Genomic DNA, 21,577 nt, shown 5'->3' with positions numbered 1-21,577 from the left:
GTAGCGGCTGGCACTTGCCCGCTGCGTTGATACTCCACGGCGGTGGCAGGTGCCGTTCCCGCAAGGGATGAGAAATCATGTTGTCTGGCTGCTGGCGAGCTGCGACGATGCGCCTGTTTCCCAGGCGGAGGACATTTGTTCGTTTTCGTGTGTGCGGGATGCAGCGCAGAGTTGACCACCCCGCTGTCCCAGGTCTCGCTGCCAGTCCACGCCCGTCAGAAGTACGGGAACGGGGCCCAGCTTCCGGTGCTCATGGAGTCCGGGACGTTTGCCGTAGACCCGGACCCCTGGGGAGGGCCGTGGCGGATGTGGGACGAGATCGATCCGGGCGAGGCGGAGGCGCGAGGCATCTACGCGCCGGTCTACGCCCTGTCCGACAGCACGCCCGGTGCGAGCGTCATCGCGCCCGGTGATATCCGTGGAACCCGGCTGATCCCTGAGAAGCGCGGCGGTGCCTGCTGCGGCCTCGACGGATCCGACGGGCCCAACATGGCCTGCGAGGCATGCCACCTCCCTGTGGCAACCAGGGTCGACGACTGCTCGCTCTGGCAGGCAGTGCGGCTCAGCTCGGACGCCGTGCACCGCGTCCCCGTTGACGGTATCCACGCCGCGCCCCTCTCCTGGGCGGAGTTGGCAGAAAAGGGGGAGAAAACGCCCCCGTTCGAGCCGATCGCCACGTGGGGAGGACGGTTGGGGTCGAACCACTACTGGTCGTGGAGTCCGCAGTGGGAGGCGGCAGCCGGCCAGGCGCTCGCCCACCTGCTGGTTGCCTCCCAAGGGCAGCCGGTGAAGGTCCCGGGCGGTCTGACCGCGGACGTGTTCCAACGTACGCTCGACGCCCTGCTGCCGGCGGGTCCCCCGAAGCGGCGCGCCGCCCTGGCTGGACCGGGCCAGTCCTCCCCGGACGCGGGCGTCGACATCCTCCTCGTACCGGTCCATCCCCAGACGGGTCAGACCTGGACCCCCGCCGGCCCGACAGCGCCGGCATACCTGGTGCCCCTGCCGCTGGGGGTGTGGCTGTGGCTGGTCTCTCCCCAGTCGTACTTGCCGGTTCCCGCGTCGGGCCGCATACCCCAAGACGTCCTCCGCGACGACCCGTTCCCGCTGCTTCCCAACTACCTGTTCCGGGCCGACCGGGGAACGTTCCAGCACACCTTGGTCCGGCTACCAGCCGTACGCATCCCGTGGCTGCGCACGATCCTCGAGAACCTCACGCAGGGCGTCTCGGCCGACCTCTTCTAGCCGTCTGCCAATCGAACAGCGCCAGCCTCCAGTGCCTCGAAAAGTGGTCGACATCTGCTGTCCAATCTCAATCTCGTGAACAAAGCCAGGCAGCCGTGTGGCTCACCCCGCTCGCGGCTGTCATCGCACTGACGTTGCTGTATCGGTTCGGGAAGGATTGGCCGTACCACCCGCCCGGAGGCCAGTGCACGGAGGGCTGTCTGCTCTTCCCGTTCACAGGCAAGACGGGCCCGCACTCCGCCGAGTAGCCGCTGCCGGGGTCGATCATGTGCGGAGCCAGATGGCGAGGGCTGCGGCGGTGGCGGTGCCGAGGTAGACGTAGCCGCGCTTTCGTATTGGGTGGCAACTGCTCGGGCGTTCTTGCGCTTGTTGATGGCTCGTTCGACGGTTTTGCGTTTCTTGTACCGCTCGGTCGATCTCGTGCAGCTGGGGCCGGCGGTGTCGCCGGGATGGGCTCGCTGACGTCCGGCCCGACGGAGACGACGACCAGGATGCGGATCTCGCCTCGCTGGTGAGGTTCTCCAGCTGCTTCGCGGCGGATTCGGAGAACGCGATCCAGGCGCAGGGCCGTGAGTTGCTCGTCCAGGGGAAGCCGACCGATCATGCTACGCCCGCCCCTCTTCCGCCGAAACCGCAGGCACCGCCGGCGGGCCGGGCTGCCGGCGCGGCTGGTGGCGCAGACCGAAGTCGTTGAACGGCTGGATATGACCGTCGTGTCCCCGCGCCGGCGCCCGCTCCATGATCGTGCACAGTTCCCCGGGTGTCTGTCCGGACAGGGCGCGGAAGTCCCGGTTCATGTGCGCCTGGTCGTGATATCCGCCCCGTACGGCCAGTTCGGCGAGAGAACCGCAGCCGCTCGACGCGACGCCGAGGGTGCGGTGGAACCTCAGGATCCGGGAGACCGTCTGGGCGGGGAGACCGATGTGGTCACGGAACAGGCCTTGCAGGCGCCGGCTGCCGAGACCGGTCACCGCCATCAGGTCGCTCAGCGATACGGCGCCGTCGCGGGTCCGCAGTAGGTGCCACGCCTCGGCGACGACGGGCGGGGGAGGCGGGCCGGCGAGCCGCGGGAGGAGCAGGGAATCCAGGATCTGCCAGCGCTGCGGCCAGTTCGGCGCGGCCATCAGCCGTTCGGTGGCTTCCCTGGTCCAGCCGGCCCCCAGGATCCCGTCGGGATCGACGACCGCCTTGGCGAGGTGGTGCAGCGACGTTCCCAGCAGTCGACGCGCGCCGAGGGGACTGAACTCGATCTCGACGGCGAAGGCCGCGCCGCGGAAGCCCGCCAGCAGCGGACTCGCCTGCAGACCCGCGATCATCGCCGGCCATTCGCCGAGCGACGAGCCGTCCTGCGGGCCACTCTGCACGTGCAAGGGGTGCCCCCACCCCAGGAGCAGGGTGACGGTCGCCGAGGGCAGGGTGACCCTGAGGGGTCTCGCGCCTGCCATGCGGTGACCGCGGTAACGGATGACGCTCCCGCGCAGCGGCTGCGCCACTCCTCCGACGTACTCACCCCGGTCGACCGGTTCGCTCACTCTTGCCCGACCCCCGCCGCGATTGCGCCTTCGTACAAGACCCGTGCCACTTGGATCTCCAGGCTAGGGGCGTACACCGTCACGGGCACAGCCCTGGAGGAGAACAGACATGCGTACAAGCTCAGTTCGAGCCGGACTCACCGCACTTCTGGTGGCGACGGGAGTCCTCGCCGGTGCCTCAGGCGCGCAGGCGCAGGCACAGCCGGCATTCGCCAAGACGTACCTGAACACCGTCGTCACCCAGTGGACGCACTGGACGCCCGACGCGGAAAACTCGTCCCACGCGGGCACGCTGTACGCGGGCCGCAACTACTTCTACTGCTGGACCGTCGGCCAGCTCTACTACGCCAACGGGCGCAGCAGCCAGATCTGGCTCAAGACCGACGACGACACCGGTCACAGGAACGTGTGGGTGAACGACGTGAACCTCGACGAGTGGGGCTACTACCACGACCAGAGCGCCTTGCCGCACTGCTGAACCGTCGTCCGGGGACGGGGAGGAGCGGGCGGCCCGCGCTGTCGGGGGGCAGCGTGGGCCGTTCGGCGTGAGTCCCGGTCACGCCAGCCCCAGCGCCTCCGCCCCGGACCACCTCGGTCCGGAGCTCGCGGGTTGTTTCGGGGCGCGGCTGCTACAGGTCGAACTCGAGGTGCTCGATGTCCGTGAACCGGACCTCTTCGAGGCTTCCGGCGCGGCGGCCGCCGTCCTGGAAGTACACCTCCTTGAGTGCCTCAGCGGCGAGCTCCTGGAGGCGCTGCTCGGTGGCGTCCTGCTCCTGGGCCTGGAGGAGTCGGGCCGCGTACTGCGGGGGCAGGGCGACGGTCGGTGCCGGATGCGGTCCTGGTCCGTCGACCCGATCGGCGCGGTGTAGCCGAGGCGGCCGCGGGTGTCGATGACGATGCCGCCGGTTGTCGCCGCCTTCTCGCGGGCCTTGGCCCTAATCTGCGGCTGCCAGCGGGCCTTCACCTCACGCTCCAGGCGCGCGGCGAGGTCGGGGCGGGACCTTTTGATCTGGTCCTTCACGTACCGCTCGACGGTGCGCTGGGAGATCCGTAGCATCTGGGCGACTGCCTTGGTGCCCTTGAGCTGCTTGACCAGGTACCGCATCTGCGTACCCGCGCTCTTGGGCGCAGGGCGGGTGAACGCCTTCTGCACTGCGGCTTCCAGGCCGTCCCCGAACAGGCTCATCGTCGCCTTCTCCTACTCTCCGTTGTCGACGTCGGCGACGGTGCCGTCTTTGATGTAGCGGGCGAGGTTGAGCTCCGGGGCGTCGAACCGCTCGCGGACCTCTTCACCCCACAGGACGCTCTGGGTGCCCTCGTGCTTGACCAGGCCCGGGTTGATGCCGAGCTTGGCTCCTCACCCTGGAGGGTTTCAGCCTGCACGTGTCGAGTGGGAAGGCGCTGACCAACCGCTCGCTCAAGCACCGCACACTCGACGGAGCCCTGCTGTTCGCGCACTGCGCGCTCCGCCTGACCGTCCAGTTCTGGCTCCTGCCGCCCGGCATGGCAATCGCCTTCATCGCCGTCCACCAGGGCCTGTTCGGCCTCTACCTCGGCTCCCTCTTCGCTCCCCACCACAAGGGCATGCCGATTCTGAAGAGCGACGACCGCCCGGACTTCCTCCGCCGCCAGGTGCTCACCTCACGCAACGTGCGCGGCGGCCGGCTCACCGACATCGCACTGGGCGGGCTGAACCACCAGATCGAGCACCACCTGTTCCCCAGCATGTCCAGCCCCGACCTGCGCATCGCCCGGACCATCGTCCGCCGCTACTGCGGGACCTGGGCGTGGACTACCTGGAGACCGGGCTGATCGCCTCCTACCGGCAGGCGCTCACCAGCCTCCACCAGGCCGGGGCACCCCTCAGGCGCGCCCGCGTCCACGCCCAGGGGCTGCGGGGTGACAAGGCCGACGCCACGTAGTCGCTACCGCCTCCGCCGGCCGCCCGGGTTGCAGTCCTCGTCCCTCGCCACGGGCCTCTTCCCCACGTTGGAGATAGCCGGGGCTCGATTCCGAGCTGATCGGCGCTCCGCACCCGGCGCGAGCAGATCTTTCAAGAGTGCTGCGGGATGAAGGGAGTGGCAGCGGAGCGTGCCCGCTCCCACATGCCGGGCAGCTGCTCCTCAGGACGCTGCTGCTCACCGTGCAAGGCGTTGAGCACCACCAGGCATCCGGTCAGAGCCGGAACCGCCCACTGCGCCACAGCCAGCTGCCGCTGGGCGCTGTCGAGGTCGATGGGGTGCTGGGCCGCCTCCTCGGCGTCCTGCGGGTCGGAGGAGGAGGCCAGCTCGACTTTCTTGCCCAGGACCCGGGCGTAGGCGGTGGCGGCCAGGGCCGCAACGGTGACGAGGGTCTTGGCCGTGGTGGAGGCCCCCACGCCTTTCTGGGCGGCGACCCGGTGAGCGTTCGCGGCAAGCAGTCCGCCGCCGCCGAACAGGTGCGCGCCGATGGCCCCGGCATTGACGGGCGTCCACTTCGCCCACCCCGACGAGGCGATCCGCGCCCTGACTCGGGCCGTCTCACTTTGATCCTTCGCTGCCCCATTGAGACCGACCGCCCCCATGAGGGAGCCGCCGAACCAGGCTGCCAGACCCACATCGTGCAGGCTGCGGATGAGGGTATTGCGATCGGACATGACGGTACTCCTTGGGACAGGGGACACGTGCCGACGGGAGCGTCGAGCACCACTCCACCCTCACTGGAGCCTGGTCCCGCCGCCATCGCGACTGACCCGGACGGATGTAAGTCCCCGTAGGAAGACGCCAGGGCAGTCCGGGTGCGAGACGGCGGCCACCGAGACCGGGACAGCGCTGCCCTCCAGGCTCATGTCGTTCCCCCGGACAATGACGGGCGCCGCCTGGACGGCTGGTTTTGGCCCCAGGACGTGCTTCTCGGCCCCTTCCAGGACGGCACGTTCGCTCATGCCCCGAGCGGCTTTCGCCTCAGTCAGCTCCCATGCTTTGCGGCCTTGGTCGGCCGGAACACCCGCCCAGAATCATCGCCCGGGAGTAATCCGTCCCGTCCCTGACGGTTGTGAGGCGTCGGTGAGGTCGGCGCCGGTGGCGGCGTCACGCTGGGAGTGGTTGGTGCCGTGCCAGTCCAGGCACATGACGGTCGCGTCGTCCTGCAGGTGGCTGTTGTTGGCGTCAACGACCGCCGCGATGAGGGTGCGGGCAGCCTCGCGGGGATGCAGCGCGCGGGTGCGCACGATCAGGTCGGACAGATCGAGGCTGCCTGCGTTGTGCTCCAGCATGCCGTCGGTCAGCATCACCAGCCGGTCGCCCGGCCGCAGGTCCAGCGACTGGATCCGGTAGGTGTGAGGGGCGTCGAAGCCGAACGGCATATCGACCTTCGGAGTGATCTCCCGCACCTGCCCGTCCCGCATCCGCAGCGGCCAGGGGTGCCCGGCGTTGATGAACTCGGTCCTGCCGTCGATCAGGCTGATACGCAGGAGCTGACCGGTGACGTAGCCCTTGGGGCGGTGCTCGCGCATGGCCTGGTCGGCCTGGCGGGCCTGCTCGGCGAGATCGGCACCGGCCCGCCGGGCCCGGCGCAGGGCGCCCACCGCGAGAGTGGCCAGCAGCGCGGCTTCGACATCGTGCCCCATGGCGTCGGTGACGGAGAGCTGGACGGTGTCCCGGTCGATCGCGTAGTCGAAGGTGTCGCCCCCGACGTGGTCGGCCGGCTCCAGGGCCCCGGCCACCGCGAACTGCGCCGCCTCGCAGGCCAGCGAGGCAGGGAGCAGCCGGTGCTGGATCTCCGCGGCCAGACTCAGCGGCTTGGTCCGGCGTCCCCACTGGTACACGTCGGTGAAGGAGCGGTTGGCGATGACGAGGTACGCCAGTGCGTGCGCGGTATCGCCGATCTCTTGCATCGCCGCGGCGTCCGGCGCCTCGGGCAGGAACAGCTCGAGGAGTCCGATGGCGTCACCGCGGTTGGTCACCGGGGCCACGATCCGCACCAGCGCGGCCTCGCCCTTGTCCTCCACGCCCGGCCGCTGGGTACGGATCACATCGTCGTACAGGGTGCCGCGCAGCGTGATGCGCCGGGCGGGTTCATCGGTGTCGACGCTGCCCGCCGCCCCCAGCCGTACGACCGAACTGCCGGTGAAGTCGGTGATCAGGAATGACACCGACACCGCCCCGAGGCGCTCCTGGAGCATGCGCGCGACCACGTCGAGCGACTCCACGGGCGCCGCGGCCTCCGCCGCCGCCAGCGTCCCCGCCAACGTCATCGCCCTGCCCCGGCCACGTTCGCCCCGGGGAGGACGAGCGGTCCCCCCGCCGTCCGGCCCTCTTACGGTCATGGCGGCTCCTCACTGCTCGATGACGCTCGGGACTTCGCCCCGAAAGACGCGGAAGACCGGTGTTGCGCCCGGTACCCGGACAAGGTCACATTCCACCATCGGACCCGGCTTCTGGCCGCTGACACCGTCAGGTGGCTGCGAGGAGGATGGCGGTGTAGTGCGCGGTGAAGGCGGTGATGGTCAGGGCGTGGAATACCTCGTGGAAGCCGAACCAGGCCGGTGAGGGGTCGGGGCGCTTGAGTCCGTAGACGACAGCGCCCGCGGTGTAGAGCAGACCGCCGGTGATGACGAGCGCGACGACGCGGGTGCCGCCGGTGCGCGCGAAGTCGGGCAGGTTGAAGACGGCCACCCAGCCCAACGCGATGTAACACGGGGTGTACAGCCACCGGGGAGCCCCGATCCACAGGATGCGGAAGGCGATCCCTGCCAGCGCACCCGCCCACACCACCGTCAGCAGCACACTCTGGCGGCCTTCGGGCAGCAGCAGTACCGCCAACGGGGTATACGTGCCGGCAATGATCAGGAAGATGTTCGCGTGGTCCAGCCGCCGCAGCACCGCCTCCCCGCGCGAACCCCACGTTCCGCGGTGGTAGACCGCGCTGGTGCCGAACAGCAGGCACGCCGACACCGCATACACCGCACAGGCCGCCACCGCCGCGCCCGTACGCGAAACGGCGATCAGGACGATCCCGCCGACGAGCGCCAGAGGGAAGACGCCGGCGTGCAGCCAGCCGCGCAACCGCGGCTTGAGCGCAGCCGCCGCCCGCTCCACCCCGCCTTCCAGGCCGGTAGCGGCAGTCAGCCGGCCGGTAGCGACGGGAGACGTCTCCACCGCCGGGACTCGCAGGGTGTCGGGCGGGTTGCCCGGGCCGGGCCGGGGCTCCCGTCCGTGGGACGGCGGCTCACTGTCTTCGGCGATCATGCGCTCATATTCTTGAAATGGCGGAAGCGTGCAGTCAGGCGGCATCGCGGACCGCGTATCATGTGGCGGCTGTATGCAGGGCTGCACTTCGGTGGTGTTCGGCGTTGATGCGCTGGGCTTCCTCGAGCTGGTCCTCAAGGATGATGATGCGGCACGCGGCCTCGACGGGGGTCCCCTGGTCGACGAGTTCCCGGGCGCGTGCGGCGATGCGCAGTTGGTAGCGGGAGTAGCGTCGGTGTCCGCCCTCGGAGCGCAGCGGGGTGATGAGGCGGTGTTCGCCGATGGCGCGCAGGAAGTTCTGGGTGGTTCCGAGCATGTCGGCGGCCCGGCCCATGGTGTAGGCGGGGTAATCGTCGTCGTCGAGTCGGCTGACGGTGTCGTCTGCTGTCATCTGACCTCTCTGCAAAATGCGTGGAGGGGAACGCGTGGAGGGCCCTGGCGCCGTACGGCGCCAGGGCCCGAAGGAACTGCTACACCATCTGCCGGCCCTGTTACTGCGCCGGCCTTCTGTCACCGCACACCCGACCGGAATGCTGTCGGGAGTGCTGGGATCGCGGTTGCTCGACCGGAGACCACCTCGCTATCGATGTCCTGCGGTACCCGGACTCAACAAGCCGCCCGGGCGATCCTGATGGCGCCCAATTCCTCCGTTCATTCCCTCAATGCTGGTACTGCTCTACTGCGTACTACTGGTGATGCGACCTGCTCCGTGACCTGTCACAGCGCCACTCTTCGGCAGCCAGCCCCGTCGCCCGTCCTGCATCTGCTCTGGCTTGGAACCCCACTGCCGAACCTCCCGGTGCGCGCGTCCGCAGCCGACGCCTTCACCGAGGTACCGCTCACTGACTGCACTGCTGGGTACTGCGCCCTTCACTTGCGGGTACTGCCACTGCGGTACTGCTCATGGCGGCCCCTGATCACTGCGGGCCACCCGGTCCGGTCGTCAGTCCCGTCACCGTCCTACAATCCTGGCTTCGGAACTCCACCACCGCACCGTCCTGCGAACTGCAACTGCGTACTGCTGCCTGGCAGTTCGTGTCTGCCAGGCCCTGCTGTCTCTCTGGGTTACGAGAGAAACCATAACCACACCACCGCCCAATGTCTACTCCGGCCAACACAGATTTTATGCGTGTCCGACGGGGAGGTAATCGACCTCGAGTAGGGATAAGGGCCCACATGGACTCCGCCCAGGCCGAGGGGGCCACCCGGAGACCGGTGGGCCACGCGTGAGGCGTCGCGGTCTCGTTGAACCGCGCGCCCCCGGCCGGGTCCCAAGGGATGTCATGGCTCCCGCCCTTTGGGACCCGTCCAGCTCATCGGTCGCCGGGCCACTTGCCCGGCGCGGCCGGGTCATCCATGGACGGTCCGGTCGTTCTCCGCCGGGCGGGCAGCCGGGAGACGCTGAACGTCACTTCTGGTGGAACCCGAGCTGGGGGTGCGACGTCGCCCGCGATGCCTCCGGCCGGCGGGGCCACCCCGCACGCTGGTGCCACACCAGCTCCGACCTCTCCCCCACCGGCATTCCCCGCCTGAGGTCGCCGCCGCACTCAGTGACTTCGGCAACCGTGATGCGAGGGTTTGCGTGGGGTCAAGTTTCGGGGGTAGGTGAACGCCCTCAACGGGGTTGCTCAGGGACAAGGCGGCGGCATGGGGCCAGTGGTGCACGACGAGGATCAGTCGCTGGCCGCCCGTCCCCTACGGTCCGCAGTCTCCCTGGAGGGTGGGGAGCGGATCGGTGACGCCCGGGATGCGGCCCGCCGTTTCATGACCGAGGTACAGGCCGTTCACGGGATCCCGGTGTCGGAGCGTGCGATGGGCCTGGCTGAGCTGGTCGTCAGCGAGCTGGTGACCAACGCGCACAAGTACGCGCCCGGCCCGTGCCTGCTGGATCTGGAGGTCAACGACGGTGCCGCCGAGATCAGCGTCTGGGACAGCAATCCTGCCCTGCCGGTGCCCCAGGAAGCCGATCCGAACCGGATCGGCCAGCACGGCCTGGAGATCGTGATGGCCGTGTGCCGCAGCTTCGAGATCCGCCGCGAGCCGGTGGGCAAGCGCGTCAAAGCCGCGATCGTGCTGGCCGACGATCCCGGCGGCCACCCCGCAGGCCGCCTGGTGTGACCGGCCCGGTTACCGGGCTGCCTCTCCACATCCGGTGCTGCACCTCAGTGCCCTGATGCCGCGGCACGGGCGCGGCGGCCCGGCCGGCGCGCAACACCCCAGACATCCGGCTCATCATCGCCTTGGCCGCAGTCCACGCGGCACGGCCGAAGATGAGCCGCACCATGCAGTGGGACGACGTCGACGTGGCAACCGGCGCATCACCGTAGGCGGCCACGTCCGCCCGCTCGACGACCTCACCCACCGAGCGGTCCTGGACTGGCTCGACCACCGCCGCAACCGCTGGCCGAACACGGCCAACCCCCACCTGCTGATCACCCAGAAGACCGCCGTCGAACTCGGCCCGGCCGGCAAGCTCCGGACCACCCGGGCCACCCGCAACCTCACCGCCACCCTCGAACGGCTCCGCGTCGACCGCCAGCTCGAAGAGGCCCTCACCCACGGCGCCGACCCGCTCCACCTCGCCCTCGTCTTGGGCATCGACGAGAAGACGGCCATCCGCTACGCGGACGCAGCACGCGCGCTTCCAGGAGAAGCTGCCGAGCAGGCAACGCATGAAACCCACTCGACCCTCCCGTCCCACTGAGGAGATCATGAATGGATGCCGTCGACCGAACCAGCAGCCCGCGAACTTCAGGACCGCGCCGTTCTCTGGAGCATGGGCGAGATCCGTGCAACCGACGTCGTCACCGCTGCCTGTGATGCACTCGTTGCCGGCCTCGACAGTCCTGCCCTGCGGATCCTGGCCGCGTGCACACGTTCGGAGGCGGACTACGACGTCCCCGACCTGCTTCCGCCGGCACTCGACGAAGTGGGCCTCACCTTCCACCCGGCGGACAGCGTTGCCGGACAGGAAGCCGCCGCGCGAGCACTTGCCGCCCGGATGCTGGCCGGTGAGCTGACACCACGCGAGCTGGCCTTCCGGATCCACCACCGTTTCGGCCACGAGCTCCCCTTGGTCGAACGACTCGCCAACCTGGACGACGACTACGACGTCCTTGAATACGGCGGCAGAACACAGGCTCAGGTCGACGCCGATGTCACGGCCGAAGCTCGTCGGCTTGCACAGCATCCTCGTGTTTCAACCGAACCCACGGATGCACCGACCTGAAGCAGACCGATGGACCCGTGGGTTCAGGCTGAAGTGCCTTCGGTCTCCGTGAACCCACGGGGATCATGGCCCTGTTCTCCCGAAGCTGCCGCGAAGCGACAAGTAACTCAGCGTGCCGTTAGGGCATTGGTTTCTGTGCGGGGGTCAGGTACTTCGCCGCCGGCGAGGGCGGCGAAGTCGGCGTGCGCCTGCTCGACGGCCTCGGGATACGCATGCTCGGCGAAGGCCCGGTAGACGCTCGCCACCGAGGGGTTCTGTCCCTTGCGCTTGCTGGTGGGGATGATGAGGTCCGGCTGGATCTGCTCGACGACTTCAGCAACAGCGCGAACCCCAACCGGTTCGCCCCCGACTTGTCCCGCAGCCGCTCCTGGTCCTCCTCCAACAGCGTCCAGACCTCGATCAGGTCCTCCGGCTCCCGCTCCTGCCGCACCCCGAGCTCCTTCCGGTCGTCATGACCGGACCAACGTCGCTGAGCGCGGCCCTCGATTAGCCCAGAAGATCGAAAACGCCGGCCGCGCGGGCGGCGAGCGTGCTTCTGGGCCGGCGCCTGGCCGACGATGCACAGCTGTCGTCTGAAACCCCTGCGCACGTGGTAGCCCTGCCCGGCTCCGGCTGGCATGCTCATGCAAGGGCTTGCAGTCGGGACGGTCGGATCGGCACACGGGGGGGCTCGGATGCAGCGTATGGCACGTGTCGCACGATTAGTGATGCCGGTCGGTGTCGCGCTGAGCCTGGTCGCGGCATGCGGAGGCGGCTCCGGTGACGACCACGGCCGCACCGAGAAGGGCCGGGCGACCAAGAGCAGCAGCCCCGCGCCGAAGGCCGATTCGTACGACCCGCCCCTCAAGTTCGTGAGCCAGGGCTCGACCGTCGTCCCGGGCGGCACCGGAGACGGGCCCTGGTCCTTCCGGCTCGAGGGGGTCGCGGTGTACGCGGTCTCGGACGCCGAGGTCAAGGCCGTCAGCGCGCTCGACGGCACGAGGCTGTGGAGTGTGAAGCCGCAGGGTGAGCCGACCGAGCACGTCACCTACTCCCATGGCGACAAGCCGGGGCAGCCGACTCTCGTCACACTCGACGGACGGTCCGCCGTCCTCGCCGCGTTTCCGGTGACCGTACCCGGCGCCGGCACCACACCCGACCGAAACGTCATCGAGCTCACCGCTCTGGCCGCCGACTCCGGGAAGCGGCTGTGGACGACTACGGTCGAACGGCCCGAGAGGCAGCAGGAGGGCAACGTGATCCTCGTCGGCTCCGACGGCACGACCGCTGCTCTCAAGATCGGCAAGGACACCGATGCCTTGACCCTCGGCGATCCCGTGACCCTCGGTATCGCGCTGGACACCCACAAGACCGTTTGGACGGCCAGTGGTTTCGCCGCGAAATTCATCGACGACGGCGTGGTCGTCGGGCTCGGCGACAGCAACCCGGACACGTCCGGCGACCTCAGCGTCCAGGGCCTCGGACTGGCCGACGGCAAGAAGGCCTGGACCCATGAGGCGCCGAAGCTGAACACCGCGAGGCTGGATCACGCGGGAAGCGGACTGTTCACGGCGGAGATGAACTTGGGCACTGTCAACGACGACGACAGCGCGGTGCTGCTGTCCACCGCGACAGGACGCGTCCCGGACGGTGCCGCCAGCGTTGAGCTGAAGGGATCCCTTCCCCACCTCTCCTGCTGGCTCGACGCACAAGCCACGATCATCTGCGACGCCTGGCCAGGGCTCGAAGGAGGCAGGCGCCACGTGTTCGCGCTCGACGCCAGGACCTTCAAGGAACTGTGGTCGATCGAGGAGGGTGACAGCTCACGGCTGCTGCCCAGCATCTCGAGTGCCTGGCACGGAGCCGTCTACGGCAGCACCACCAACGGCCCGGTCATTCTTGACGCCCGCACCGGTAAGGACAAGGCCACGGACCCCGGCATCACGCCTTCCCAGGTCAACGCCCACGCAGGTCTTGTGGAGGGCAGGACGGGCGTTGAGGTGTACCGCGCGACCGCCTGAGCACGTGCGGTGTACATAGGGGCGCCGGTGAGTTCAACCTTTCGCCGCGAACCTCGCGAAGTCGGACCAGACGCCGCTGCCGGGGCGAACTGAGCTCGGTCCCAGTCGTTGGAGCCGCGGACGTGGACGGTGGATTCGGGCTAACGAGCTGGTGCGTGATAGCGGATGAGGCATCGTGCCTGGCTGGTGGCGTGATCCGGCTGTGGTGATCACGGTTCATCGGGCGGTGCTGGCGCATCGGCTGTTCACGGGGATCTCTCGGCGCCATCTCGCGTTTCTGATCGACGAGTTGGCGGTGCCGTGGCAGGCCGGGGTGGAGGGGCGCCGTCATGCTGCGCGAGGTGGAGCCCGCAAGCGGGCCGCGGGTGCCGGTACCCGCCACCAGTTGGTGTTCGTCGACCGGCTGGTCGCCACGCTGATCCATCTGCGGCACGACCTGCCGCACGCAGCGCTGGGGCTGCTGTTCGGTGTCGACCGCTCCACCATCACCCGCGCGATCGCAGAAGTACGCGGGCTCCTGGCCGAGCGGGGTCTGCGGTCCCCGACCCCGACCGCCCCGGCCTGCGGCTTCGGACCCTGGCCGATGTGTTCGCCCATGCCCAGGCGGAGGGGATCGAACTACGGCCGGACGCCACCGAGGTTCAGGGCCACAGGCCGCCTGCCGGCCGCGGCGGCCGGCAGGCGTTCGTGTCCGGCAAGAAGAAGCAGAACACGATGAAGGCCACGGTCACCGCCGACCACCAGGGACGCACGCTGTGTCCTGATGCCATGCGACCAGGGCGAATGCACGAGGCGACCGCCGCACGCAACGAAGGCATCGCCGTGTTCTTCCGGCACTTCCCCGACGTGGAAGTGCTCCTGGACGACGGCTACCTCCCTCAGGCGCGACCACCCCGGCCAGGCGGTCACGCCACCAAGAAAAGCGAACCAAATCAGCCCACCCGAGGTCCACGAAGCCCGCTTACGAGCCCGCCACCAGCACTCATCCCGACGCATCAGCGTCGAACACGCCCTCGTCCGACCACAAACGCTGGAAGCAGCTGACCCGAATGGACCCACCGGCGCGAGACCCTCCCCGCCACCTACCGGGCCATCGCCGGCCTCGTCTCCGACCGCATCGCCAATGCCTGACCGCGACCCCGACCAGGAAAGAACGCCTCATCCGCTATCACGCACCAGCTCGTAACTGATCGTTTCAAAATGAGGTTCGGAGTCGTCTCTAGTGCTGTGACCGGGATGGTTCACCGTGATCGGAAGGCGGCTCGTGGGACGAGCGCACGCGTAACGGCTGGTATTACTGGGGCATGCAGGAAGAGACCGCACGCTCCGCGATCGACACGTTCATCTCCGCGTTCAACGCCTCGGACGACAGCTATGTGACTGCCCTGCTCTCCCAGGCCCTGACCTCAGACGTGGTCTTCTGGGGACCGTTGGGTCGCAGCGAAGGAATCGCGGCGGTCGAGCGGTTCATGCTGGACATCCGACGCCACCCGGCGGGGACCGGCACGATGGTGCGCTGTTCAGCGGTGGACATGCCTGACGAATGGGCCCGGTACCAGTGGGTCTTCACCACGCCTGATGGAGGCCCCCGCCTGGCAGGAACGGACGTCGTCCATCTGCGACGGAGCCTCATCGACCAGGTCATTGTCTTCGCGGGGGAGATCGAGCCGTTCGCCTCCTGAGTCATCCTTCTGTCGCTGTCCTTCTCCTGAACTTGCCCCGTCGGCGTTCGGTGGCTGCTGTTCGCGGTTGGTCAGGCTGCGGTGTTGAGGGGGCGTCCGCCCCAGCGGATGCCCTATTCGCTGCGGATGCGGGCACGTTCCTTGCGTTGGGCGGCGAGTACGTCGGAGTGGCGGGCGTTGGTGTTGCGCCAGCGCAGATAGCGGTGCAGTGCCTGGGTATGCGCGGGGTGGCTGCGGTGGTGGGAGTTGGCCAGAGTGAACTGCCGCAGCGGGCCGAAGTGGGCCTCGATCGGGTTGGCCCAGGAGGCGTAGGTCGGGGTGAAGCACAGCTCGACCTTGTTCTTCTTCGCCCAGCGGCGGATGTCCGCGCCGGTGTGAGCGGAGAGGTTGCCCAGGATGATGTAGATCGGGGCGCCGTCGGGTCGGGCGGCGCGGATCGACTTGAGCGCGGCCAGGGTGTCGGCGGTGCCCTTGCGGCGGCGGTTGACGCCCCACACGCGGTCGTCGCCCACGGAGTAGCAGCCATGGAAGTAGGTGACGCCGTGGGTGCGGCGGTAGGTCGCCGGCATCCGGTTTGGCTCGCCCTGCTTCGCCCAGCAGGAGCCTGCGGTGGGCCGGATCCCCAGGGGCCCGAACTCGTCGAAGGCGAAGACCCGGTCCGGGAAGCGTTCCAGCACGTGCTCGATCCGGTCGAGCTAGCGTCGCGATCAGGGTCGGGTGACTCCTTCCAGGTCTTGGTGCGCTGGAAGGTGATGCCGCGGCGCCGGAGCAGGCACCGTAAGGCTTCACGGCCGATGCGGATGACGCGTCCGTGCACTTTCCGCAGGTAGGCGGCGAGCTTGCGGATCGACCAGCGGGTGAAGGGCTGGCCGAGCTTGCTGGGGCGAGTGGTGGCCGTCCGGATGACGAAGTCCTCGTCGTCACGACTGAGTAGGCGGGGACGGCCTCCCGCCCGCTCAGGGTCCAGGCAGGCCAGGCCGATCTCGTTGAAGCGGTGGATCACATCGCGCACGGTGTCCTCGTCGGCCTGGACCAGCTGGGCGATCACCGGCACCCGGTTCCCACCCGCCGAGGCGAGCAGCATCATCGCGCGCCGGTAGCGCACCGAACTCGTGCTAACCCGGCGCACGAGCTGCTGCAGCTTCTGCCCCTCCTGGTCGGTCAGTCTGCGTACCCGGACAGGCGCAGCCACCGCGCCTCCAGCGATCGGATCGGACGTCACCGCCATCCAACCGTCGCGACCACCAACCCGGCGAACCTTCCCGGTCAGAGCACTAGGGTCCGTCTTCAAAGATCATCATGTGATGGATCATGGTGGGGTGATACGCCGCCATGAACTCACCGATCAGGAGTGGGAGTTACTCGCTCCACTCATACCGCGGGCCGCGACAGGTCGTCCGCGGGTGTCGGACCGGCAGGTCATCAACGGGATGGTCTACAAGATCCGGACCGGGATCTCCTGGCGTGACCTGCCGGAACGCTATGGGCCGTGGCAGACGGTCTACACCCGCTTCCGCCGCTGCGCCCTGGACAGCGTGTTCACCCGGGCTCTCCAACAGATCCAAGCGTGCGCTGACGCGGCCGGCGACATCGACTGGCTCGCCCAGATCGACTCCACCATCGTCCGGGCCCACCAGCACGCCGCCGCCACCGGCCAAAAAGGGGGATCCACAGCCCGGACGAGCCGGACGATCACGCCCTCGGCCGGTCCCGAGGCGGACTGACCACCAAAATCCACCTCGCCTGCGACGGCCGCGGCCGTCCCCTCGCCGTTCTGCTGACCCCAGGCCAACGCCGCGACAGCATCTGCGCACGCCCCCTCCTGGAACGCATCCGCGAACCGGCCAGGGCCGGCCCCGCTGCAGACCCGACCAGATCGTCGCCGATAAGGCCTGCAGTTCCCGCGGCTTCCGCGCCTACCTGCGCAAACGCGGCATCACGTGCACCATCCCGGAGAAGAACGACCAGCGGCGACACCGCCACAACCGCGGCCGTCACGGAGGCAGGCCACCGGCATTCGACCGGCAGATCTACCGCCGACGCAACGTCGTCGAACGCTGCTTCAACCAGCTCAAAGGCTTCCGTGGCATCGCCACCAGATACGACAAGACCGCCACCTCCTACGAAGCAGCGGTCAGTCTCGCGTCATTCCCGCTCTGGGCAAGATCCGTTTGAAGACGGACCCTAGCAGATGATGCTGCAGGCGAGTTGGCGCAGTCCGATGTGGAGGTCGGCACGTATCTCGTAGCGGATCCGGAGTCGCTTGAACTGGTGGAGCCAGGTGGAGGTCCGCTCGACAACCCAGCGGGTCTTCGCCGCTGGGGAGCGGGGCGTACATCGCCCCACCGCCGGCATCGAGCAGCCCCAGCTGCGCTGTCCAGGCATGCTGACGCGCTGTCCTGCGAACGGGGCGTTCCGCTGGATGCTTCTGCCGCCACCTTCGCAAGACGGCAAGCCCCTTGGTGGGCCTGCGGTGGCCTTCAGGCGTGCAGCGTGAGGAGGTTGAGCCCGGTGCTGGTGGCGGTGTGTACCGCGCTGTTGCGGTGCCGGAGGGTAGTGACCAGTCCGGCCTGTCGTAGGACGGTTGCGTGTTGGCTTGCGCCGGACGCGCCGATGCCGAGAACGCCGGCGAGTTCGGCCGTGTTGCATCCGGGATGGGTGGCGATGGCATGGAGGACTGCGGCGCGGGTCCGGCCCAGCAGCGCGGTCAGAGCCGCGGGTGCGCCTCCGGCCGTGGACCCGGTGGAGAAGGGGGTCAGGGGGGTGAGGGCCGCACCGGAGTTGGCGGGGTAGGTCAGGAACGGCTGGGGCTCGGCATCGGGGTCGATGACCGGTGACTCCGACCCGAACAGTGAAGGCATCAGCAACAGCCCCCGGCCCTCCAGCCGCAGGTCGCCTTGCATGCCGGAAGCCATGGCGACTTCCAGCGTCGGCGGTGTCCACCGGATGCGCGGCGGGTACAACCCGGTCAGCAGACGCTCGACACCACCGTGGAGCAGCTCGCGTATTCGGACGGCACGGTCGGCGGCAAGGCTGGTCACCACGTGGGGCCAGTACGGTGCCATGACTGTCGTGTGGAGGAGATGCATGCTGTCGGCCAGTTGCTGCAGCACGAGTGGGTCATCGTCCAGCCGCCGGGTCCAGGACGGCAGCGGCTGGTGTTCCGCGAGGGCTGCCAGGGTCTGACGGATCTCTTTCGGAGAGGTCGAACGGATCTGTTCCAGCAGATCCTGGGGGCTGCCCGGTTGCACGCGGGCCAGGAAGTCCGGCGTCCATCCGCGCAACGGGATCAGATCGAGGGCCAGGCGCGCTGCCGGCGGTAACCGGGCAAAGGACCGCCGTCGCCATACGTCGTAGCGGACCGGCTGATTCCGGTCCTGCAGAACCCGTACCGCATTGGCCAGTTCCAGCATCGGCCGCGGCGATTCGGCCACCCGGGTCCGGGCCAGATCCTCGGCGGTGAAATGGATCCGGTAGACCACTGCTTCCCCCATGCTCCAGTCACGCCTGGCGATCGCCAGTGATTGTGTCAGCAGGCCGTGATTCAAGCCAGGTTGAAACACCTCGGCCCTTCCTGCCCGAGTGCGACAGGCTCATCGGACAGGCACAAGGCGGGCCTGCGGAGCCCCGACGTCCAGCCTGAAAAGCGACGGCAGCGTTGAGGCCCTATGGCCCTCCCGCTCCAGATTCTCACGTCCGCGACCAAGGGGAATTCATGCGCAGGATGCTCCGAATTGTGACCGCAACGCTCGGTGCTACGGTCTCGACCGTGAGTTTGATGCTGATGCCGACCGCAGCCGTGGCGGCCCCGGCATGCACACACCCGAGCCACAACGTGAACAGCGCCGGGTACGGTTACGTGATCGGTGACGCTCTTGCTCGCCGCAGCGGCCCCTCCACATCCTGTGGCATCTACGGCTACGCGAGCCACAACGCGAAGATCTACTACCACTGCTACGTCTATGGCGAGGAAATCAACCGTGATCCCTACTGGGTGTGGGGACGGATCGCCGACACCCAGCAGGAGGGCTGGTTCAGCATGGAGTTCCTCACCGGCAGGGACACCTTCCCCTCCCACTGCTAGGGCGCGTATCGAGTCGTGATCAATGGGTGGTCCGGGCGAGGTCTTTGCGTTCAATGAGAAGGGCTTGGCCTGCCTGGACCCCCGGTGGGCGGGAGGCCGTCCCCGCCAACTCAAGCATGACGACGAAAACTTCGTCATCGCGACGGCCACTACCGCCCGGTCAAGCTCGGCCAGCCGTTCACCCTCTGGTCGCTGCGCAAGCTGGTCGCCTACCTGCGCAAAAGTGCACGGCCGGGTGATCCGCATTTGCCGTGAGGCGTTACGGTGCCTGCTCGCCCGCCGCGGCGTCACCTTCCAGCGCACCCAGACCTGGAAGGAGTCCCCGGACCCCGAACGGGAGACGAAGTTGGACCGTATCGAGCACGTCTTGGACCGCTTCCCCGACCGGGCTTTCGCCTTCGACGAGTTCGGCCCGCTCGGGATCCGGCCCACCGCGGGCGCGGGCTGGACCGAGCACGGCGTCCCGACCGGCTGCCGGCCACCTACCACCGCACCCACGGAGTCCGGTACTTCCACGGCTGCTACTCGGTGGGCGACGATCGCCTGTGGGGCGAGAATCGGCGCCAGAAGGGAGCCGTGAACACGCTGGCCGCGCTGAAATCGATCCGCGCCGCCCGCCCGGACGGTGCACCGTTCTACGTGATCCTGGACAACCTGTCCGCCCACACGGGCGCCGACATCCGTCGCTGGGCGAAGAAACACAAGGTCGAGCTGTGCTTGACTCCGACCTACGCCTCGTGGGCGAACCCGATCGAAGCGCACTTCGGACCGCTGCGGCAGTTCACGATCGCCAACTCGAACCACCCCAACCGCACCGTGCAGACCTGGGCCCTGCACGCCTACTTGCGCTGGCGCAACGCCAACGCCCGCCACCGCGACGTCCTGGCCGCCGAACGCAAGGAACGCGCCCGCATCCGCGGCGAGAAAGCCATCCGCTGGGGCGGCCGACCCGCTCTCGCCCCATGATCAGGCAACCTGGCGAAGGTTCCAGGTCACGGCACCACCTCCGCCGCGGATCTGTCTGGGCTACTTGACCAGCCGGAAGGCGGGGTGTCCAACCCAGGCCCGCAGGAACTCCGCCGTTCCGAGCGCCATCCAGTCGTCGTCCGCGATCCCCAACACCCCCGGAAGGCCGGCGACGACCGACGCCTGTCCGTCCAGCAGCTCGGCTTTGGCCACGCCTCCGATGACGTCCATGACAGCGGCGGTCAGCAGGGCCGTGGTCACGTGGTCGATCTCGCGATTGCAGCCGGCGCTGACATTGACGGCATGGGTGGGTCTGAAGCCGAGGAGGGCCTCCACCTCGGGCTCGTCCGCGTGCTCAGCCTCGAAGGTGCTCTCGTCGCCGACACCCGGCCCCATCAAGTAGACCAGGAAGGGCCGACGCCAGTCCTCGCGCTGCGGATTGAATCCCACCAGGGCTGTGAGCTCCTCGTCCGCGATGGTGTTGCCGAGGAGTGGAAGCGGGAACGGCTTTCGCCAGTCCTTCTCTCGCCTGTCCTCGACGCCCAGTCGCTCTGCGGGCACGTTGACGTCGAAGAACCCGGGCCGCTTCTCGTCGAAGTGGGAGGAGAGCCCCACCATCAACGCGCGGAACTCCCGCAGCGCAGCCGGGGAGAGCGGCTCCGCCAACTCGATCACCAACGTCGGACCAGACATGCTGGGAGCCTATGGTGGTACAGGCCCACGACGTCGACGACCTTGGCGACGAACTGCGGATCGGTGGACAGCTTGAAGGAGTCCTGCAGGTGGGGCTTGAGGTCGAACCGCTTCCAGATTCGCCCGATCGTCGATTTCGACAGTCCCGTGCGCTGGGCCATCGAGGCCCGTGACCCGTGCGTGTCCTGGCCCGGGACCGACTACAGGGTGGCCACGACGACCTCCTCGACCTGGTCGAGGGGGATCGAGGGCGGCCGGCCCGAGCGTGGCTCGTCCTGCAGACCATCGAGGCGTTTCGCGATGAACCGGGCCCGCCAGCGGCCACGGTCGACCTGTCGATGCCGAGGTCGGCCGCGGCCTGCTGGTTCGTCCCGCCCTCAGCGCAGCGCAGCACGATCTTGGCTCGCAACGCGAGGAACTGGGCGGTCCTGGCCTGCCGCGCCCACTGCTGCAGCTGCCTGCGCTCAGCATCGCCGAGGATCAGGTCGGCCTTCGGCCGGCCGATCCAACCGGCGTCCTCAAGCCCAGCCATCCGCTCTGCGGCGAAAGCCCGACGCCACTTGCCGACCGTCTTGGCCTGGACACCGACGATCCGTGCGACACCGGGCGTTTGACATGCCGTCAGCACACGACAGGATGATGCGGGCCTTCTCGGCCGAGCGCCGGTGCGGCATTTTCGTTCGGCGCACCAACTCGGCGCGCTCGGCCTCGGACAGCATGATCGCTACAACAGAAGGCCCCGAATGCGACATGACAACAGGGTACTTACTAATCCTCAGGATTTCTGGCGCAGCACACTAGTCTTCTGAGTCAGGAATTCTGTTCAGATAACTGGCGAGGCGTTCGAGGATCTATGAATGGCTTTGCGGGGCTTGGCAGTGGGGTGTTGTGTCGGCAGGATCTGTTGGGTGCCTGCTGATC

Annotated in this window: 17 protein-coding genes and 8 pseudogenes; 12 read left to right on the top strand and 13 right to left on the bottom strand. The window is 68.3% G+C overall.

Translation table 11 applies throughout. The annotated features are described in order from the left end of the window. Positions 1-135: 135 nt before the first annotated feature. The gene (locus QF032_RS39615) at positions 136-1,242 is read left to right on the top strand and encodes a hypothetical protein (RefSeq protein ID WP_307059949.1); all 1,107 of its coding nucleotides are present in this window, start codon (positions 136-138) and stop codon (positions 1,240-1,242) included. A gap of 605 nt (positions 1,243-1,847) precedes the next feature. Here QF032_RS39615 and QF032_RS39610 read toward each other — a convergent pair. Continuing rightward, entirely contained in the window at positions 1,848-2,774 is a 927-nt protein-coding gene (locus tag QF032_RS39610) for an AraC family transcriptional regulator (protein WP_307059948.1), read from the bottom strand. Between the two features lie 109 nt (positions 2,775-2,883). Between QF032_RS39610 and QF032_RS39605 the strand changes: the two genes are divergently transcribed. Continuing rightward, complete coding sequence (locus QF032_RS39605; protein ID WP_307049643.1) at positions 2,884-3,252, top strand: hypothetical protein; 369 nt, start codon at positions 2,884-2,886, stop codon at positions 3,250-3,252. 151 nt (positions 3,253-3,403) lie between these two features. Here the strand turns inward: QF032_RS39605 and tpg are convergent. Next, positions 3,404-3,960: pseudogene (gene tpg / locus QF032_RS39600) on the bottom strand (telomere-protecting terminal protein Tpg). Between the two features lie 167 nt (positions 3,961-4,127). On the opposite strand from tpg, the pseudogene QF032_RS39595 reads away from it, so the two are divergent. After that, positions 4,128-4,696 (top strand): annotated as a pseudogene (locus QF032_RS39595) (fatty acid desaturase family protein); the annotation flags it as partial. 131 nt (positions 4,697-4,827) lie between these two features. On the opposite strand, the gene QF032_RS39585 reads toward QF032_RS39595, so the two are convergent. The 4 genes from QF032_RS39585 to QF032_RS39570 all read right to left on the bottom strand — a co-directional run bounded on the left by QF032_RS39585 (position 4,828) and on the right by QF032_RS39570 (position 8,393). Next, a complete protein-coding gene (locus QF032_RS39585) occupies positions 4,828-5,409 on the bottom strand; it encodes a hypothetical protein (protein WP_307049637.1) in 582 nt (193 codons plus the stop codon). Positions 5,410-5,769: 360 nt separating this feature from the next. Then, on the bottom strand, positions 5,770-7,008 hold the full coding sequence (locus QF032_RS39580) for a PP2C family protein-serine/threonine phosphatase (RefSeq protein ID WP_307059946.1): 1,239 nt from the start codon (positions 7,006-7,008) through the stop codon (positions 5,770-5,772). Between the two features lie 199 nt (positions 7,009-7,207). Next, positions 7,208-8,002 carry a PAQR family membrane homeostasis protein TrhA gene (gene trhA / locus QF032_RS39575; protein WP_307049633.1) on the bottom strand — a complete coding sequence of 265 codons (795 nt, stop codon included), beginning with the start codon at positions 8,000-8,002 and terminating at the stop codon, positions 7,208-7,210. A gap of 58 nt (positions 8,003-8,060) precedes the next feature. Beyond that, a complete protein-coding gene (locus QF032_RS39570) occupies positions 8,061-8,393 on the bottom strand; it encodes a helix-turn-helix domain-containing protein (protein ID WP_307059944.1) in 333 nt (110 codons plus the stop codon). Between the two features lie 1,256 nt (positions 8,394-9,649). On the opposite strand from QF032_RS39570, the gene QF032_RS39565 reads away from it, so the two are divergent. The 3 genes from QF032_RS39565 to QF032_RS39555 all read left to right on the top strand — a co-directional run bounded on the left by QF032_RS39565 (position 9,650) and on the right by QF032_RS39555 (position 11,231). Next, a complete protein-coding gene (locus tag QF032_RS39565) occupies positions 9,650-10,120 on the top strand; it encodes an ATP-binding protein (RefSeq protein WP_307060546.1) in 471 nt (156 codons plus the stop codon). A 169-nt stretch (positions 10,121-10,289) separates the two neighbouring features. Beyond that, entirely contained in the window at positions 10,290-10,706 is a 417-nt protein-coding gene (locus QF032_RS39560) for a hypothetical protein (RefSeq protein WP_307059942.1), read from the top strand. A 15-nt stretch (positions 10,707-10,721) separates the two neighbouring features. Further along, on the top strand, positions 10,722-11,231 hold the full coding sequence (locus QF032_RS39555; RefSeq protein WP_307049628.1) for a hypothetical protein: 510 nt from the start codon (positions 10,722-10,724) through the stop codon (positions 11,229-11,231). Positions 11,232-11,338: 107 nt separating this feature from the next. On the opposite strand, the gene QF032_RS39550 is transcribed toward QF032_RS39555, so the two are convergent. After that, positions 11,339-11,476 (bottom strand): hypothetical protein, encoded by a 138-nt coding sequence (locus QF032_RS39550; RefSeq protein WP_307059940.1) that lies wholly within the window; start codon positions 11,474-11,476, stop codon positions 11,339-11,341. Positions 11,477-11,914: 438 nt separating this feature from the next. Here QF032_RS39550 and QF032_RS39545 point away from each other — a divergent pair, with 438 nt between their 5' ends. The 3 genes and pseudogenes from QF032_RS39545 (at position 11,915) to QF032_RS39535 (ending at position 14,913) form a co-directional block, all read left to right on the top strand. Beyond that, entirely contained in the window at positions 11,915-13,231 is a 1,317-nt protein-coding gene (locus QF032_RS39545) for an outer membrane protein assembly factor BamB family protein (protein WP_307059939.1), read from the top strand. 202 nt (positions 13,232-13,433) lie between these two features. Further along, positions 13,434-14,362, top strand: a pseudogene (locus QF032_RS39540) (transposase family protein). A gap of 173 nt (positions 14,363-14,535) precedes the next feature. Beyond that, positions 14,536-14,913 (top strand): nuclear transport factor 2 family protein, encoded by a 378-nt coding sequence (locus tag QF032_RS39535; protein WP_307049624.1) that lies wholly within the window; start codon positions 14,536-14,538, stop codon positions 14,911-14,913. Between the two features lie 113 nt (positions 14,914-15,026). Here QF032_RS39535 and QF032_RS39530 read toward each other — a convergent pair. Then, a pseudogene (locus tag QF032_RS39530) lies at positions 15,027-16,105 on the bottom strand (IS630 family transposase). 112 nt (positions 16,106-16,217) lie between these two features. Between QF032_RS39530 and QF032_RS39525 the strand changes: the two are divergent. After that, positions 16,218-17,088, top strand: a pseudogene (locus QF032_RS39525) (IS5 family transposase). 9 nt (positions 17,089-17,097) lie between these two features. On the opposite strand, the pseudogene QF032_RS39520 reads toward QF032_RS39525, so the two are convergent. Then, positions 17,098-17,220: pseudogene (locus QF032_RS39520) on the bottom strand (IS5/IS1182 family transposase); the annotation flags it as partial. A gap of 173 nt (positions 17,221-17,393) precedes the next feature. Continuing rightward, positions 17,394-18,461, bottom strand: a complete 1,068-nt coding sequence (locus QF032_RS39515) for an ArsR/SmtB family transcription factor (protein ID WP_307049622.1) — start codon at positions 18,459-18,461, stop codon at positions 17,394-17,396. Between the two features lie 221 nt (positions 18,462-18,682). Between QF032_RS39515 and QF032_RS39510 the strand changes: the two genes are divergently transcribed. Then, entirely contained in the window at positions 18,683-18,997 is a 315-nt protein-coding gene (locus QF032_RS39510; RefSeq protein WP_307049620.1) for a hypothetical protein, read from the top strand. 40 nt (positions 18,998-19,037) lie between these two features. Beyond that, positions 19,038-19,963 (top strand): annotated as a pseudogene (locus tag QF032_RS39505) (IS630 family transposase); the annotation flags it as partial. 60 nt (positions 19,964-20,023) lie between these two features. On the opposite strand, the gene QF032_RS39500 reads toward QF032_RS39505, so the two are convergent. The 3 genes and pseudogenes from QF032_RS39500 to QF032_RS40820 form a co-directional block, all read right to left on the bottom strand. Then, a complete protein-coding gene (locus QF032_RS39500) occupies positions 20,024-20,656 on the bottom strand; it encodes a DUF6368 family protein (protein ID WP_307049617.1) in 633 nt (210 codons plus the stop codon). Next, positions 20,635-20,817, bottom strand: a complete 183-nt coding sequence (locus QF032_RS39495; RefSeq protein ID WP_307059934.1) for a hypothetical protein — start codon at positions 20,815-20,817, stop codon at positions 20,635-20,637. Before QF032_RS39495 ends, QF032_RS39500 begins: the two co-directional genes overlap by 22 nt. Before the next feature lie 39 nt (positions 20,818-20,856). After that, positions 20,857-20,964: pseudogene (locus tag QF032_RS40820) on the bottom strand (hypothetical protein); the annotation flags it as partial. Positions 20,965-21,577: the final 613 nt, after the last annotated feature.

Source organism: Streptomyces achromogenes (assembly GCF_030816715.1).
In the GTDB taxonomy this organism is placed as follows: Bacteria; Actinomycetota; Actinomycetes; order Streptomycetales; family Streptomycetaceae; genus Streptomyces; species Streptomyces achromogenes_A.
This window is presented reverse-complemented; position numbering and strand designations above follow the sequence as displayed.